The sequence below is a fragment of the Ruegeria sp. K5 genome, from assembly GCF_056531805.1.
The window spans coordinates 373087-387450 of sequence record NZ_JBQFML010000001.1; the positions used below are offsets into that span (position 1 = coordinate 373087).

Consider the following 14364-nt stretch of genomic DNA (forward strand, 5'->3'; position numbering starts at 1 on the left):
GGGGTACTGCCTTTTTTGTTATTTTTCCGTCTGCGGCGCAGATTGCGCGGCATCTTGTGCAAGCTGGGCCGTCGATGCAACCCGTGCCGCCAATTTTTCGGCAAAACCCGACTCGGCCAAAGTGAAGGCCAGTTTGACCGCCGCTGACACTCCGGTCGGGTCAGCGCCGCCATGGGATTTGACCACCGTGCCGTTCAGCCCAAGGAACACACCGCCATTTACACGTCGCGGGTCGATCCGCTTTTTCAAACGGTTCAGCGAGGTGATGGCAAGGATCGAGGCCAGCCGGGACAGTGGCGTGTATTTGAACGCCTGCCGCAGCAGGTCGCCAATCAGGCTGGCGGTGCCTTCCCCGGTCTTGATCGCGACGTTGCCGGTAAACCCATCGGTTACAATGACATCTGCCTTGTCGCCCGGAATGTCGCTGCCTTCGACAAAACCCACGAAATCGAAATTCGCAGGCTCGGCGAAATCGGCGATCATGGCATGCGCCTCTTTCAACTCGGCGCGGCCCTTGTGTTCTTCGGTGCCCACATTCAGCAGCCCGATCCGGGGACGGTGCAGGGCCATGCCGTTACGGGCATAAGATGCGCCCATCAGGGCGTATTGCAGCAGATCCTTGGCGTCGGCGCGCACATCCGCACCGACATCCAGCATCACGTTGAACCCCTGCGGGTTGCGCGAAGGCCACAGAATCGCAATCGCCGGGCGGTTCACACCGGGCAGTTTGCGCAGGCGCATCATCGACAAAGCCATCAGCGCGCCGGTATTGCCGCAGGACACCGCGCCATGCGCCTCGCCCTGACGGACGGCCTCAAGCGTGGACCACATCGAGGTCTGCTTGCCGCTGCGCACAACCTGGCTGGGCTTGTCTTCCATCGTGACCACGTCGGGGCAATCACGAAAAGCGACGCGCCCATCAAGGACGCGCCGTTTTGCCACGAGCTTGCGCAGCATGTCTTCCGGACCGTGCAGAAGAAACCCGATATTGGGGTTCTTTTTGGCCGATTCCGCGAGGCCTGCAACAACAACTGCGGGACCTTCGTCCCCCCCCATAGCGTCAACCGAGATGGTGATCCGTTCGGCGTGCGTGGGTTGTTCAGTCATGCCTTGGCCTGCGCTCAATCAGGCTTAGGCTGCGTCTTCGTCCAGGTCGATTTCGTCGGCCTGCGCGACGACTTCGCGATCGTCATAGTGGCCGCAGGATGCGCAAACGTGGTGCGGGCGCTTCAGCTCGCCACAGTTCGGGCATTCGTTCGGGTTTGCAGCAACCAGAGCGTCGTGTGCGCGGCGGTTGTTGCGACGCGACTTGGAAACTTTGTTCTGTTGGACGGCCATGGTCTCAACCTTTGTCTACTGAGGGTCAGCAGATTCGCCGCCGACCGTGGTTTCATATTTCGTTTATCGTGGTTTGACGCGCGTTTAGGGGACCAGCCCCGAAATGTCCAACCCAAAATCCGATGAGCGCGCGAAAATACTGCGATTCTCGTCATGTTCAAGTGATTTTTCTGACCGCCTGCTATGACAGGAAATCAGACCTCTGTCACTCGTCTTTTTTCAGGGCATCGCGCAATTCCGCCAGCCCTGCGAAGGGTTTGACATCCTCATCCGTCATCGCCTGTTTGCCCGGTTCGGTATAGTCGGCCTGACCCAGTTCGGCCCCGTCCTTGCGTGGGTATTGGGGCAGGGCCAGCGAAAGCGCCTCGACCATCACGGCTGCGGGGTCGATCTCAGCGCCCAATGGCTCGGTCTCGTCATCTTCGGGGATTTCGAACTCGGGCTCGTCAGGGTCGGTCCAGTCGGCCACAAATAGGCGCGAAACTGGGATGTCGATCCGGGTGGTCACGGGTTCAAGCGTCACCACACAGGGCTGAATCACAGTCGCCCCCAGCTTGCCGGACAGCGCCCAGTCGCGTTTTCCTGCTGCGCGCAGATCTCCGACAAAGCTGAGCTTGCGCAGGCCGAGCAGGCCCAGATCCCGGCCAATAGCCTCCAACACGTCCTTTCCCGGGCGCAATTCGAACCGGGTGGGGGCGTTTTGTGGCAGGTCGGCCACCCGCAATGCAGTAACGTCGCTCATTCGTGAGCCTTTCTATGTGTTGAACCGTGGCAGCGGTTTCTGTAATCGGATAGAAGCCGCAAGAGGCCAAGGCAAGAGGGTGCGTATGTTGATGATTGGAAACAGGTCGAAATCGGCGATGCGTTCGCTTGCGTTGGTGGCCTGTCTGGCTGTGATCACCGCCTGCACTCCGATCTTCAGGAATCACGGCTATGTGCCTCCGGCCGAGGATCTGGCCGAGATCAAGGTGGGCACGGATACACGCGAAAGTGTGGCCGAGGCAGTTGGCGCGCCCGGTGCCTCGGGCGTGGTGCGCGATTCCGGCTATTACTATGTCCGGTCCCGAATCCGCCACTATGGCCCCAAACGGCCCGAGGTCGTTTCGCGCGAGGTGGTTGCCATCAGCTTCGATCAGCGCGGGGTGGTCAGCAATGTCGAACGCTTTGGCCTGGAGGATGGGGTCGTCATCCCGCTGGAACGCCGCGTGACCGAATCCAGTGTCGAGAACACCGGCTTCCTGCGTCAGCTGCTGGGCAATATCGGCAACTTCAACCCGGCCAACATTCCGGGCGCGTCGAACTAAGTCACGGGATCGTCTTGCGAGGTTCACAGGACGGTCACATGTCTTATGATATCGGGGCGGTAACTTGGATCTCCGGTCAGCAACCTCGGAGGATGCGACCATGGCAACAGCCGTTTTGTTGAACAAAGGGCGCTATCGGGCCCGGTTGGCGCAGTCTGAACGGGACGTAGCGGCGGCGCAGTCGCTGCGGACGCTGGCCTTTGCGACGGAACAAACCGACGCGGACGCGTTTGATGCGGTGTGTTCCCATGTGCTGGTCGAGGATATGCAGGCCGGTGGGCAGCTTGTGTGCTGTTTCCGGATGTTGACCATGGGGAGCGGGTCCGAGATCGCGCATAGCTATTCGGCGCAGTTCTATGACCTGTCCAGTCTGGAAGGGTTCGGCGGGCGTATGGTCGAGATGGGCCGTTTCTGCATTCACCCCGATTGGACTGACCCGGACATCCTGCGCGTGGCCTGGGGGGCGATGACCGCGTTTGTCGATCAAAACCGGATCGAGATGCTGTTTGGCTGCTCGTCCTTCGCCGGGATCGAGACCGAGCAATATCTGGATTCCTTTGCCATGCTCAAACACCGCCATCTGGCCCCGAAACGCTGGTTGCCGCGCGTAAAGGCCCCGGATGTCTTTCGCTTTGCCGCGCGTTTGCGGCGCATGCCGGATGCGAAACAGGCAATGCTGCGGATGCCGCCGTTGCTGCGGACATACCTGCTGATGGGCGGCTGGGTCAGCGATCATGCGGTGGTGGACCGGCATATGAACACTCTGCACGTGTTCACCGGGCTTGAGATTGGGGCGATTCCCCCGGCACGGAAACGTTTGCTGCGAGCGGTGGCCGGGTGAATCCGTATTTTTGACGAGAAGAAGCAGGGGCGTTGACGCGCCAGCCCAGCCGGTTTAGCTGGCGGGCATGGCGAGAATTCCTTTGTTGCAGATGTCCGGCATTTCCCTGACCTTCGGGGGCGATCCGGTATTTTCCGAGCTTGATCTGGTGGTTCAGCCGGGCGACCGCGTGGCGCTTGTGGGGCGGAACGGGTCGGGTAAATCCACGCTGATGAAAGTGATGGCGGGACTGGTCGAGGCAGATCAGGGCGAGATCGTCGTGCCACCCGGAAAGTCCGTTGGGTATATGGAACAGGACCCCGGAATGGAGGGGTTCGCCACGCTGGGCGACTATGCCGCCAGCGGGTTGGAACCCGGAGAGCTGTATAAGGTCGAGCGTGCGGGTGAAGGGCTGAAATTCGACCCCACGCGCCCCGTTGAGACTGCCTCGGGCGGCGAGCGGCGGCGGGCGGCATTGGCCAAGCTGATGGCCGAAGCGCCGGACCTGATGCTACTGGACGAGCCGACCAACCACCTTGATATCGAAGCCATCGCGTGGCTTGAGCGCGAGTTGGGCGCGACGCGGGCCGCTTTTGTGCTGATCTCGCACGACCGCGCGTTTTTGCGGGCGTTGACTCGGGCGACGCTGTGGATTGATCGCGGTGCAGTACGGCGGCAAGAGCAGGGGTTTGATGCGTTCGAGGCCTGGCGCGACAAGGTTTGGGAAGAGGAAGATCAGCAACGCCACAAGCTTAACCGCCTGATCAAGTCCGAGGCGAAATGGGCCGTCGAGGGCATCAGCGCCCGCCGCAAGCGCAATCAGGGCCGGGTGCGGGCGTTGCAGGCGCTGCGGGCCGAGAAGGCGGCGCAGATCAAACGTCAGGGCTCGGCCGCGATGACGCTGGAGGCCGGGCCGAAATCGGGCCGCAAGGTGATCGAAGCCAAAGGGCTGGCCAAGGGGTTCGGCGACACGCAGATCGTGCGGAATTTCGACCTGCTGGTGCAGCGTGGGGATCGCGTGGCCTTTGTCGGACCCAATGGGGTGGGCAAGACCACGTTGTTGAAGATGCTCTTGGGGCAAGTGGAGCCGGATGCCGGCGCGGTCGCTTTGGGCACCAATCTGGAGATTGCGGTGTTCGACCAGACCCGCGCGCAGCTGGACCCAGAGATGACCCTGTGGGACAGTCTGACCGGCGACCCCGAAATGCGGGTGTCGGGCAAGGCCGATCAGGTCATGGTGGGTGGGCAGCCCAAGCATGTGGTGGGTTATCTCAAGGAGTTTCTGTTCGACGACGCGCAGGCGCGGGCCGCCGTCAAATCCCTGTCGGGTGGCGAAAAGGCGCGGTTGCTGCTGGCCAAACTGATGGCGAAATCGTCAAACCTGCTGGTGCTGGACGAACCGACCAACGATCTGGATGTGGAAACGCTGGACCTGTTGCAGGAATTGCTGGACGACTATGACGGCACCGTCCTGCTGGTCAGCCACGACCGGGATTTTCTGGACCGGGTTGCCACAACCACCATCGCGATGGAAGGCAATGGGCGCGCCACGGTCTATGCCGGGGGCTGGTCGGACTATATCGCTCAGCGCGGAGAGGTTGCTGGGAAAAAGGAAGAAAAACCAAAGCCCTCCAAGCCGAAGGTCAAGCAGGAGGCGAAGCCGAAATCGGGCCTGTCCTTCTCGGAAAAACACCGGTTGGAGAAACTGCCCGTCGAGATCGCGCGCCTTGAGGCCGAGATCGGTAAGCTGGAAGAGTTGATGTCTGACCCCGACCTGTTCACGCGTGAGCCGGTCAAGTTCCAGAAGGCGTCTGAGGCGCTGGTTGAACGGCAGGAAAAGCTGTCGGCGGCTGAGGAAGAGTGGCTGATTCTGGAAGAGAAGGCCGAGGCCGGGTAAACGCAGACTCTTCGACGCTCAAAAGGCCACATTGAAAAAGTTTCACAAAACCGGAGCCTGGCGACTGCTCCGGCTTTGCCGTGGATGGGATCAACCGATCCGTGTCATTTCGTTCAGCGTAAACTCGGCCACGGCCCCTTCGGTAGCCTCCATATACGCCGCGAGATGGGGCGCGTTCATATGCGTTTGCCACAGGTCACGGCTTTCCCAATTCTCATAAAACGCGAAAACACCGGGATTGGTTGTGTCCACATGCAGGTCGTATTGAATGCATCCGTCTTCGACACGGGTGATTGGGATCAGCTTTTCAAGCTCGGCGCGGACAAGGTCTTCCTTACCCGGATGGGCCGTGATTTGAGCGAGAATGGTCAGGGCCATGATGTCTCCTTACAGGGTTCAGTTGCGATGACCCGGGATATGTGACACGTATACAAAACACGCAAGTACGCACTATTTATGCAGGTAGGTACCTTTTGTATACTGTCAAAGGCAGGAGGCGGCGGTGGATCGATTTGAAAGATATGACTGCAGTGCAGGCTGCCCGGTTGAGGCCGGGTTGGAGCAGATATCGGGAAAATGGAAAGGGCTGGTAATCTATCATCTTCTTGGCGGCACCATGCGCTTTAACGCCTTGTCCCGTGCGCTGGGTACGGTGACCCAGCGCAGCCTGACCAAGCAATTGCGCGAGCTTGAGGCAGATGGAATCGTGCATCGAAAGGTATTTGCCGAGGTGCCGCCCCGAGTGGAGTACAGCCTGACTGAAAAGGGGCAAGCGCTGCGCCCTGTGATCGCGGCTTTGGCGGATTGGGGTCAGAACAGGGTTATCGGAGGGGGTGAATAGGCCGGGCGGGGTTGCCGACCACGGTTTCTCTGGCTGCCACGTCTTTGGTGACGACGCTGCCCGCGCCGATGGTTGCGTTGTCGCCAATGGTAATGCCGGGCATCAGAATGGCACCGCCGCCGAACCAGACATTCCGGCCAATGGTCACGGGTAAGCCGATTTCCAGACCCTGGGCGCGCTCGGTTGGGTCTTTGGCGTGCTGGGCGCAATAGATCTGAACATGGGGGCCGAACATCGTGTCGTCACCGATCCGAACCGGCGCGGTGTCCAGAATCACGCATCCGGCGTTGAAATAGACCCGGTGTCCAAGGTGGATGTTCATCCCGTAAGCGCAGTGAAACGGTGCTTCGAGATAACACTCGGACCCAAGGTCCGCGAACAGCGTTTGCAATTCAGGAGCCAGCGCGCCGCGATCGTCTGGCGGGCAAGTGTTGTGCGCGTGAACTGCGCGGCGGGCTTGCGCCCGCAACGCGTCCAACTCGGGGTCCAGGCAGCAATACCACTGCCCGGCCTGCATCTTTTCACGCTCGGTCATTCGACAGACCTAGCGCATACGCAGCGCTCCGTCGATGCGGATGACTTCGCCGTTCAGATAGCCCATCTCGACAATGAAACCGGCAAGGCGGGCGTATTCATTGGGATCCCCCAGGCGAGCGGGGTTCGGAACGTCAGCAGCCAGTTGCTGCTGCACCTCTTCGGGCAGGCCCGCCAGCATCGGCGTCCTGAAAATGCCCGGAGCGATGGCCATCACGCGGATACCGGTCGAGGCCAGATCGCGCGCCATGGGTAAGGTCATACCCACCACGCCGCCTTTTGACGCCGCATAGGCCGCCTGGCCCTTTTGGCCGTCGAATGCGGCAATTGAAGCGGTGTTGATGATCACGCCGCGCGCGCCATCCGGCTCTGGTTCGTTTTTGGCCATCTCAACGGCTGCCAGTCGCGACACGTTGAAGGTGCCGACCAGATTGATGTCGATGGTGCGCTGAAAGGCGTCCAGCGGGTGCGGGCCATCGCGGCCCACGGTTTTGATCCCGTAGGCGATCCCGGCACAGTTCACCGTGGCGGTGATCCGACCCATTTTGCTTGCTGCGGTGGCAACAGCAGCCGCGACCGAGCCTTCGTCGGTGACATCGGTTTGTGCAAAATGGCCGCCGATTTCATTGGCCACCTGCGCGCCGCGGTCTTCATCCCGGTCCAGAATCGTGACTTGCGCACCGTGTTGCGCGAAATGGCGGGCGGTGGCCTCGCCAAGACCCGACGCGCCTCCGGTGACGAGTGCGGCTGTGTTCGACAGGTTCATGCGGATGCCTCCCAGATTTATGAACGTATGTTCAATAAGCGGCTTGGGTCGGGTGTGTCCAGATGTTTGGCCAAAGACCAAGCGTCATTTGCATCCGACGTGGGTGACGCTAGGTTAACAAATCTTCAGCCAGCGTTCATCCGGACCTCACCAGACGTCTCCATCTCGTGATCGAATAGCCTGACATGGTCAGGTGTTTCTATGTCAGGAGGTACCGACATGTTAACGAGTACGAAGCACAAATTGGGTGCGTTTGCGATTGCACCATTTGTTGGAGTTTTGATGGCAAGCAGTGCTGCGGCCGCGCCCGAGGTTTGCGATTGGCGAACAGCGCGGACGGCGGCGAATAGCGGCGATTATGCTGCGCTGTGTGACTGCACGCAGGTCACGCCGAGCTTTCTGAAGCAGCTACAGCGGCGTGCGGATTTCGAGACGACGTTGCAGAACACCGGCGCGATGTGCCCCGGTCTGGCGGCGTTGCTGACAGATCTGCCGACTGCGTCGATTTCGGACGCAGGCAGCACACGGGGCGAAGACCGCAGTTCGGATCGGGTAGCACAAGGCCCGACGGGTGGTGGAAACGATGGCGGCAATACCGGCGGCGGAGGCCAGGGCCCGGGTAATGGTGGCGGCGACGGTGGCGGTGACGGTCCCGGTAACGGTGGTGGTGACGGTCCCGGCGACGGTGGCGGCGATAACCCCGGCAACGGTGGTGGTGACGGTCCCGGCGACGGTGGCGGCGATAACCCCGGCAATGGTGGTGGTGACAACCCCGGCAATGGTGGCGGTGAAGGCCCCGGCAAAGGCGGTGGTAAAGGTGGCGGCAAAGGCGGCGACGGTAAAGGTGGCGGCAAGGGCGGCGGCAAAGGCGGCGACGGCCCCGGAAACGGCAACGGGAATGCAGGCAACCCCGGTAACGGCGGCGGTAACAACAACGGTTCCGGACCAGGTACCGGCAACAACGGTAACAACAATGGCCAGGGCAACGGTTCCGGAAACGGCAAAGGCGGCGACGGCAAAGGCGGCGGCAAAGGTAAAAAGTGATGCGACAGCCTTGAACAATAATCGGCCACTTTCGGGTGGCCGAGTTTTTGTTGGCATCGGCTCTTCCCTAGCGCCCGGTCATCCTCAATTCACAAAAAAGACCAGTCGATCAAAGATCCAGCGAAAAGTTGGGCGGCTTGATCTTTGTGGCGACTGGCATTTTTTTGGCGACAGACGGCGGCAGTGCTGATTTAGCAATGCGTTCGCTTGTTTTTCCTTTCCGAAAGAAACTATCGAACCTCCAGTTGGCATCGATCGACTTTGGAAGCCCCCGCAACATCCGCTTTGTCTCTTCGGTCGCTTGCCCATTCCACCAGGGCTTCTTGTTACCCACACATTTCGCATAGAATTTTATGCGAACGCAGTATCCGGATTGTTGCTCTTCCTTTTTGATGGCCTCCAGCAGTTTGATCAGCTTTGCTTCAAAACTGTTTCGATAGATCGCATTTGCGCTGGCTGACATTGGCGTCAGGTTCTGGTTCGTGCCCGGCCCGCCAAGGCTCTGACTCAGGATATGACCTTTTTTGAACGTCTGTGCCTGAAACTCGGAGTAATCCGCAAGCATACGGATTTCGGACAAAGCCAACAGGTCGAGTATCTTGTCAACTGATGAGGCGCTGGCCAGCGCTGCCAGCGTTGACTTCTTCGAAAGCGCTTTTTGCACTTCCTTAACATCAATCAGGTCTTTGACATCCCATCGAGAATTGAAGCGTTCGACAATTGTGCATTGCCCGGCCTTGGGTGGGCTTCCTTTTTGCGACAGGCTATCTGTTGTTAGCGTACAGGAAACTTCATTCGCCCCGACCGAAAATTTTTCCCCTTCAAAGGTAATGTCGTTTCTTTTTGAAAACTTGAACGTATTTTTTAGCACCATGACACAACAATCTGCGAAACCAATACCCCGAACAGGTTAGCACAGAATGCGTCACGGCAAAGAAGTCGAGTTCACAGAAGGCCCCTGAGCACGCCCGTACGCGCTCAGGGTCAGTCGGTTTAGCCCAGTTGCACCAGCGCGTGCCGTTTCTTGCCTGCGCTTAGTTTGATGGGTGAGGACAAGGCACCCGCATCGATCATCAGCCCCGCATCTGTCAGCGGCGCGTCGTCCAATTTGGCGCCGTTTTCGGCAATCAGGCGCTTGGCCTCTTTGCCGGATTTGGCCAGACCGGATTTCACGATCAATTGCACGATCGACATACCGTCGCCCAGCTCAGCGGCGCTGAGGGTCAGGGTCGGGAGGTCGTCGCCCACGCCGCCTTTTTCGAACACTTCGCGGGCAGTTGCTTCGGCGGTTACCGCGGCCTGTGCACCGTGGGCAAGCGTGGTCACTTCGTTGGCGAGGCGGATTTTGGCCTCATTGATCTCGGACCCTTGCAGCGCGCCCAGCCGATCACACTCATCCACCGGCATTTCGGTGTAGAGCTTCAGGAACCGCCCCACGTCCGCATCGGTAGTGTTGCGCCAGAACTGCCAGAACTCATAGGGCGAGCGCATGTCGGCGTTCAGCCAGACTGCACCGTCCTGGGATTTGCCCATTTTCTTGCCGTCGCTGGTGGTCAGCAGGGGCGAGGTCAGGCCGTAAATCTCGTGATCCAGCACCCGGCGGGTCAGGTCGATGCCGTTGACGATGTTGCCCCACTGGTCCGAGCCGCCCATTTGCAGAACACAGCCGTAACGCCGGTTCAGTTCAAGGAAGTCATAGGCCTGCAGGATCATGTAGTTGAATTCGAGGAAGCTGAGCGACTGCTCGCGATCCAGCCGCGATTTCACGGACTCAAACGACAGCATCCGGTTGACCGAGAAATGCCGCCCGATATCGCGCAGGAAATCAAGGTAGTTCAGGCCATCCAGCCACTCGGCATTGTTCAGCATCAGCGCCTTGTTCTCGGCATCGCTGTCATAGTCGATATAGGCGGAGAATACCTTTTTGATGCCCGCGATGTTCTCATCGATCTGCTCGGGCCCCAGCAGGGGGCGTTCATCCGCACGAAACGACGGGTCGCCCACCTTGGTGGTGCCGCCGCCCATCAGAGTGATCGGCTGGTGCCCGGTCTTCTGGAACCAGCGCAGCATCATGATCTGGATAAGGCTGCCCACATGCAACGACTTGGCAGTTGCATCAAAGCCGATATAAGCCGGTTTGCACCCACTGATCAGCGCCTCATCAAGGCCCTGATAATCGGTGCAGTCGGCGAGAAAGCCGCGCTCGATCATCGTGGCGATGAAATCCGATTTGGGGTGGTAGGTCATATCGTGCCCTCGGGGTTACTATTGCGGGGCACTGTATAGGCGGCAGGATGGGTGAGGGAAAGGCACCATTTTGCAAGAATTGGCGGCCTAGTGTGCGGCAGTCTCAGCACTGGTTCCGGTGGCAGGCAGTCGAAAGGCATAGAGCATCGCGACCACGTTCAAAATTGCCAGCGCGATGATCGGCGTCACCGGGTCGTGCAGATGCGCAACAGCCCCCAGAACGGCGGCAAAGGCAATGCCGACCAGACCGGCTGTCACATCGCCCAAAGCGACCAGATAGGACCGCTCTTGTTCTTGCGTCATCTCGATCACGTAGAGGTAGCGCCCATAGATCACTCCGTTGCCGCCAAGGGACAGAAGCAGGATGACCGCGGCATAGATCCACACATTACTGGCATGGCCGGTCATGGTGAACACCAGCGCCATGATCGCCGAAAGCGCCGAGGTCAGGCAGCCCAGCCACATCACATGCTTTACCGACACCCGACCGCTGAGCCACCCCCACAGAATGGATCCGATCACGATCCCTGCGCTGGCACCGATCACAAAATAGCTGAGCGAGTGTTCGGTGCCGATATGGTAGGTGGCTGCGTGAATTGTGTAAAACGGCATCGCTAGCTCGACCGAGATGAACAGAACACGGGCCAACAGGAACTTGCGATACCACGGGTAGGCCATCCCGGTCCTGAAGCCTGTTGCAAGTTCGGCCAGGGGTTTCGGTTTCTCGACGCGTTTCGGCGGGCGCTTGATCTCTTCCTCGAACAGTCGCACCCCGGCAAAGCTGATCCCGGCGGCAAACATGGCGACCACGCCGCACCACATCACCACGATATGCCGCTGCATCGGCTGATCCGAAGCCAGCAGATCCTTGGTCACCCAGACCACAATGATGGCCAGCACACCGGATATGGTCGCCTGCGCAAACACCATCCGGTTGCGTTTGGACTCGGGCACCGAGGTGCCGTATATCTGGCTGGTGCCAAGGCTGTTGATACCCTGACACAAGCCCATGATGATGGCGGTCAGCAGGAACAGCAAAACCACCATCACCTGTGTCAGGTTGGTGGCGAACAGGGCGACAACGGCCAGAATGGCCCCCGTCAGGATGTTGGGCACATAGACGGCAAGTTTTGCGCGCGTCACGTGGTTGACGAAAGGCGAGACGAAGATTTCCGCAATCAACCGCGCCCCTGTTACGAAAGGCAACAGCAGGCCCCCGACAAAGGTAGGCGCGCCAAGGGCCAGGTACAGGAACGGCAGTACCAGACGCGGGTTCACCAACTGGCCGCCAATCGTAGCCAGCGCGCCGGACCAGAAGATCAACTGGTAGTTCCGGCTTTCAACTGCTTTTGCGTCTTTTGGCGTTTGCGCCTCGGTCATTCCCGCCCCGTTATTCGAAGATGCCCCGCAATGCTGGCGCAGAAGCAGGAATTGCGCAACGGGTTCGGTCGGGCCGAGTGTGGGCCTGCGGTCGCGCCTGCCCAAAAACGCGGCTTCTGTTTCTATTCGTCTTGCTTTGGCCGGGAAATGGCGGGCAGTGTCGAACCCGCAAGGGTAGAAAAAGAAAGAGCAGGAGAATGACAGGTGCGCCCGGCCATTAAGACAAACAAGCCGATCCGAGCCCTTGGCACGATGTCCGGCACCTCGATGGATGGGGTGGACGCGGCGGTGGTGGAAACCGATGGCCACCGCATCTATGGTTTCGGCGAAAGCGGATACCGCCCCTATTCCGAAGAAGAGCGTCAGATCCTGCGCGCGGCGTTGGGACAATGGCACGGCTCAGATGTCGATGCGGCGGCTGAACTGGTGACCATCGCCCATGCCGAAGCGTTGTCGGAGTTCGACAATATCGATCTGATCGGCGTGCACGGTCAAACCCTTGCGCATGAGCCGCGCGGGCGTGGCACGTTGCAGGTTGGCGATGGCAAAGGTCTGGCGCAGGCGCTGGGCGTGCCTGTGGTCTGGGATTTCCGCAGCGATGATGTCGCCATGGGGGGGGAGGGCGCGCCGTTGGCCCCGTTCTTTCACTTTGCCTGCGCCAAATGGATCGGGGCCGACGCGCCCCTGTGTTTCCTCAATCTTGGGGGGGTCGGCAACCTGACCTATGTGGACCCAAGCTTTGACGGGCCCGAACAACCCGGCGCCCTGCTGGCGTTTGACACCGGGCCAGCGAATGCGCCGGTGGATGATTTGATGCAGGCGCGCTTGGGTCAACCGATGGACCGGGATGGCGCTGTTGCTCGCGAGGGCACCGTTGAGATGGGCGCGCTGGAACTGTTTCTGGCCGAGCCGTTCTTTACCAAGATGCCACCGAAGTCTTTAGATCGGAACGATTTTGCCGAGATGATCGGGCTGGTTCAGGAACTCAGCGATGCGGATGCGGTGGCGACCCTGACGGGGATGTGCGCGGCAGGGGTTGCGCAGGGGATCGGGTATTGTCTGAAACCTCCGTCCCGCGTTCTGGTCACTGGTGGCGGGCGGCGCAACCCGGTGTTGATGGAGATGCTGCGGGTCTCGCTCGATTGCCCGGTCGAACCGGTCGAGGCTGTTGGTCTGGACGGTGACATGTTGGAAGCACAGGCATTTGCCTATCTCGCCGTACGTGTGGCGCGCGGGCTGCCGACCTCGTGCCCCGGCACGACCGGTGTGCAGGCGCTGGTGGGGGGCGGTGTCGTCAGTTCGGTCTCGATGAATCGGGCCGGGTGAGCCGGAACCGGAAAACAGTTCAAAAAAACAACTCATTGTGCGACGGTTGCCCGACACCCATGCAATGAGGGCCAGAGAGTATGGCAACCAAAGCCGAGCTTGAATCCGAGTTGGAAGCGCTACGCAGCCGCAATGCCGAATTGGAGGCGAAGGGCGGTGCGGCTTCGACCCCCGAGGATCAGACCGAGCCGGTCAAAACCTCGGATGAGATTCGAAAGCTGCTGGAAGAGCACGGGATCGATCTGGGCAAAGCGCAGTCATTGGGAGAGGACGTGGTCGAGGAATTCGGCCGCCTACAGAAGGATTATCCGATCACTGCCCTGCTGATTGCGTTTTCGCTGGGCTACGTGGTTGGGCGGGTGAAGGGGTAGGAGCAACGTTATGAGCAGGCTGAGCAGAAATCTGGTCACGATCTACCGAACCGAACGCCTGATCGCGCGCCGCCGTCTGGCCGTTATGCAGCAGCAGACCATTTTGATGGTATTGGCCGGGATTGCCGCCATGTTGGCGCTTGTTCTGCTGAACGTCGCGCTGTTCTTTGCGCTTCGAAGCACGATGTCGCCTGCCGCCGCCGCCGCGCTGCTGTCCTTTGGCAATCTTGTATTGGCCGGGCTCCTTGTGCTGATTGCACGGCGCAGCAATGCCGAAGATGAGGTCGCACCAGCCGTTGAGCTGCGTGATATGGCAATTGCGGATATCGAGGATGAGCTTGAGGATATGGCGACCGAGGCACGCGAAGTGGTGCGTGCGGTCAAAGGCATTGGGGCGAATCCACTGGGGTCTCTGACGGCGGTTTTGGTGCCATTGATCAATATGCTGATCAAAAGCCGGACCGAGAAATAGGGGGCGCTGCCCCCGTCGCGCAGG

The 14364-nt window shown here is 60.0% G+C and carries 17 protein-coding genes; 8 read left to right on the forward strand and 9 right to left on the reverse strand.

The window, feature by feature from the left end:
- Positions 1-18 precede the first annotated feature (18 nt).
- From plsX to ACR0MO_RS01950, 3 genes are all read right to left on the reverse strand, one after another.
- Positions 19-1107, reverse strand: a complete 1089-nt coding sequence (plsX, locus tag ACR0MO_RS01940; protein WP_170450078.1) for a phosphate acyltransferase PlsX — start codon at positions 1105-1107, stop codon at positions 19-21.
- Positions 1108-1131: 24 nt separating this feature from the next.
- On the reverse strand, positions 1132-1338 hold the full coding sequence (rpmF, locus tag ACR0MO_RS01945) for a 50S ribosomal protein L32 (RefSeq protein ID WP_008756996.1): 207 nt from the start codon (positions 1336-1338) through the stop codon (positions 1132-1134).
- Positions 1339-1543: 205 nt separating this feature from the next.
- Entirely contained in the window at positions 1544-2080 is a 537-nt protein-coding gene (locus ACR0MO_RS01950) for a DUF177 domain-containing protein (protein WP_170621944.1), read from the reverse strand.
- Positions 2081-2165: 85 nt separating this feature from the next.
- On the opposite strand from ACR0MO_RS01950, the gene ACR0MO_RS01955 reads away from it, so the two are divergent.
- The 3 genes from ACR0MO_RS01955 to ACR0MO_RS01965 all read left to right on the forward strand — a co-directional run bounded on the left by ACR0MO_RS01955 (position 2166) and on the right by ACR0MO_RS01965 (position 5359).
- Positions 2166-2642, forward strand: coding sequence for an outer membrane protein assembly factor BamE domain-containing protein (locus ACR0MO_RS01955; protein ID WP_170450082.1), 477 nt, complete (start codon positions 2166-2168; stop codon positions 2640-2642).
- A gap of 100 nt (positions 2643-2742) precedes the next feature.
- On the forward strand, positions 2743-3483 hold the full coding sequence (locus ACR0MO_RS01960) for a GNAT family N-acyltransferase (RefSeq protein ID WP_170621943.1): 741 nt from the start codon (positions 2743-2745) through the stop codon (positions 3481-3483).
- A gap of 67 nt (positions 3484-3550) precedes the next feature.
- The gene (locus tag ACR0MO_RS01965; protein WP_480626118.1) at positions 3551-5359 is read left to right on the forward strand and encodes an ABC-F family ATP-binding cassette domain-containing protein; all 1809 of its coding nucleotides are present in this window, start codon (positions 3551-3553) and stop codon (positions 5357-5359) included.
- A gap of 90 nt (positions 5360-5449) precedes the next feature.
- Here the strand turns inward: ACR0MO_RS01965 and ACR0MO_RS01970 are convergent, their stop codons facing one another.
- Positions 5450-5737: a putative quinol monooxygenase gene (locus tag ACR0MO_RS01970; RefSeq protein ID WP_170450086.1), complete on the reverse strand. Its 288-nt coding sequence runs from the start codon at positions 5735-5737 to the stop codon at positions 5450-5452.
- A gap of 124 nt (positions 5738-5861) precedes the next feature.
- Between ACR0MO_RS01970 and ACR0MO_RS01975 the strand changes: the two genes are divergently transcribed.
- Positions 5862-6200 carry a winged helix-turn-helix transcriptional regulator gene (locus ACR0MO_RS01975; protein ID WP_170450088.1) on the forward strand — a complete coding sequence of 113 codons (339 nt, stop codon included), beginning with the start codon at positions 5862-5864 and terminating at the stop codon, positions 6198-6200.
- Here the strand turns inward: ACR0MO_RS01975 and ACR0MO_RS01980 are convergent.
- Together ACR0MO_RS01980 and ACR0MO_RS01985 are read right to left on the reverse strand one after the other, a co-directional pair.
- Complete coding sequence (locus ACR0MO_RS01980) at positions 6181-6735, reverse strand: sugar O-acetyltransferase (protein WP_170450090.1); 555 nt, start codon at positions 6733-6735, stop codon at positions 6181-6183. The two genes, ACR0MO_RS01975 and ACR0MO_RS01980, sit on opposite strands and share 20 nt — an antisense overlap.
- A 9-nt stretch (positions 6736-6744) precedes the next feature.
- Positions 6745-7500 carry a 3-hydroxyacyl-CoA dehydrogenase gene (locus ACR0MO_RS01985; protein WP_480889457.1) on the reverse strand — a complete coding sequence of 252 codons (756 nt, stop codon included), beginning with the start codon at positions 7498-7500 and terminating at the stop codon, positions 6745-6747.
- Positions 7501-7782: 282 nt separating this feature from the next.
- Between ACR0MO_RS01985 and ACR0MO_RS01990 the strand changes: the two genes are divergently transcribed.
- Positions 7783-8544 carry a hypothetical protein gene (locus ACR0MO_RS01990; RefSeq protein ID WP_480889460.1) on the forward strand — a complete coding sequence of 254 codons (762 nt, stop codon included), beginning with the start codon at positions 7783-7785 and terminating at the stop codon, positions 8542-8544.
- A gap of 109 nt (positions 8545-8653) precedes the next feature.
- On the opposite strand, the gene ACR0MO_RS01995 is transcribed toward ACR0MO_RS01990, so the two are convergent.
- From ACR0MO_RS01995 to ACR0MO_RS02005, 3 genes are all read right to left on the reverse strand, one after another.
- Positions 8654-9418, reverse strand: coding sequence for a hypothetical protein (locus ACR0MO_RS01995; RefSeq protein WP_170519142.1), 765 nt, complete (start codon positions 9416-9418; stop codon positions 8654-8656).
- A gap of 119 nt (positions 9419-9537) precedes the next feature.
- Positions 9538-10791 (reverse strand): tyrosine--tRNA ligase, encoded by a 1254-nt coding sequence (gene tyrS, locus ACR0MO_RS02000; RefSeq protein WP_480889463.1) that lies wholly within the window; start codon positions 10789-10791, stop codon positions 9538-9540.
- Positions 10792-10878: 87 nt separating this feature from the next.
- Positions 10879-12171, reverse strand: coding sequence for an MFS transporter (locus tag ACR0MO_RS02005; protein ID WP_480889465.1), 1293 nt, complete (start codon positions 12169-12171; stop codon positions 10879-10881).
- Positions 12172-12423: 252 nt separating this feature from the next.
- Between ACR0MO_RS02005 and ACR0MO_RS02010 the strand changes: the two genes are divergently transcribed.
- From ACR0MO_RS02010 to ACR0MO_RS02020, 3 genes are all read left to right on the forward strand, one after another.
- Entirely contained in the window at positions 12424-13497 is a 1074-nt protein-coding gene (locus tag ACR0MO_RS02010; RefSeq protein WP_480872844.1) for an anhydro-N-acetylmuramic acid kinase, read from the forward strand.
- 80 nt (positions 13498-13577) lie between these two features.
- Positions 13578-13868, forward strand: coding sequence for a hypothetical protein (locus tag ACR0MO_RS02015; RefSeq protein ID WP_170519133.1), 291 nt, complete (start codon positions 13578-13580; stop codon positions 13866-13868).
- Between the two features lie 10 nt (positions 13869-13878).
- On the forward strand, positions 13879-14340 hold the full coding sequence (locus tag ACR0MO_RS02020) for a hypothetical protein (protein ID WP_170450102.1): 462 nt from the start codon (positions 13879-13881) through the stop codon (positions 14338-14340).
- Positions 14341-14364: the final 24 nt, after the last annotated feature.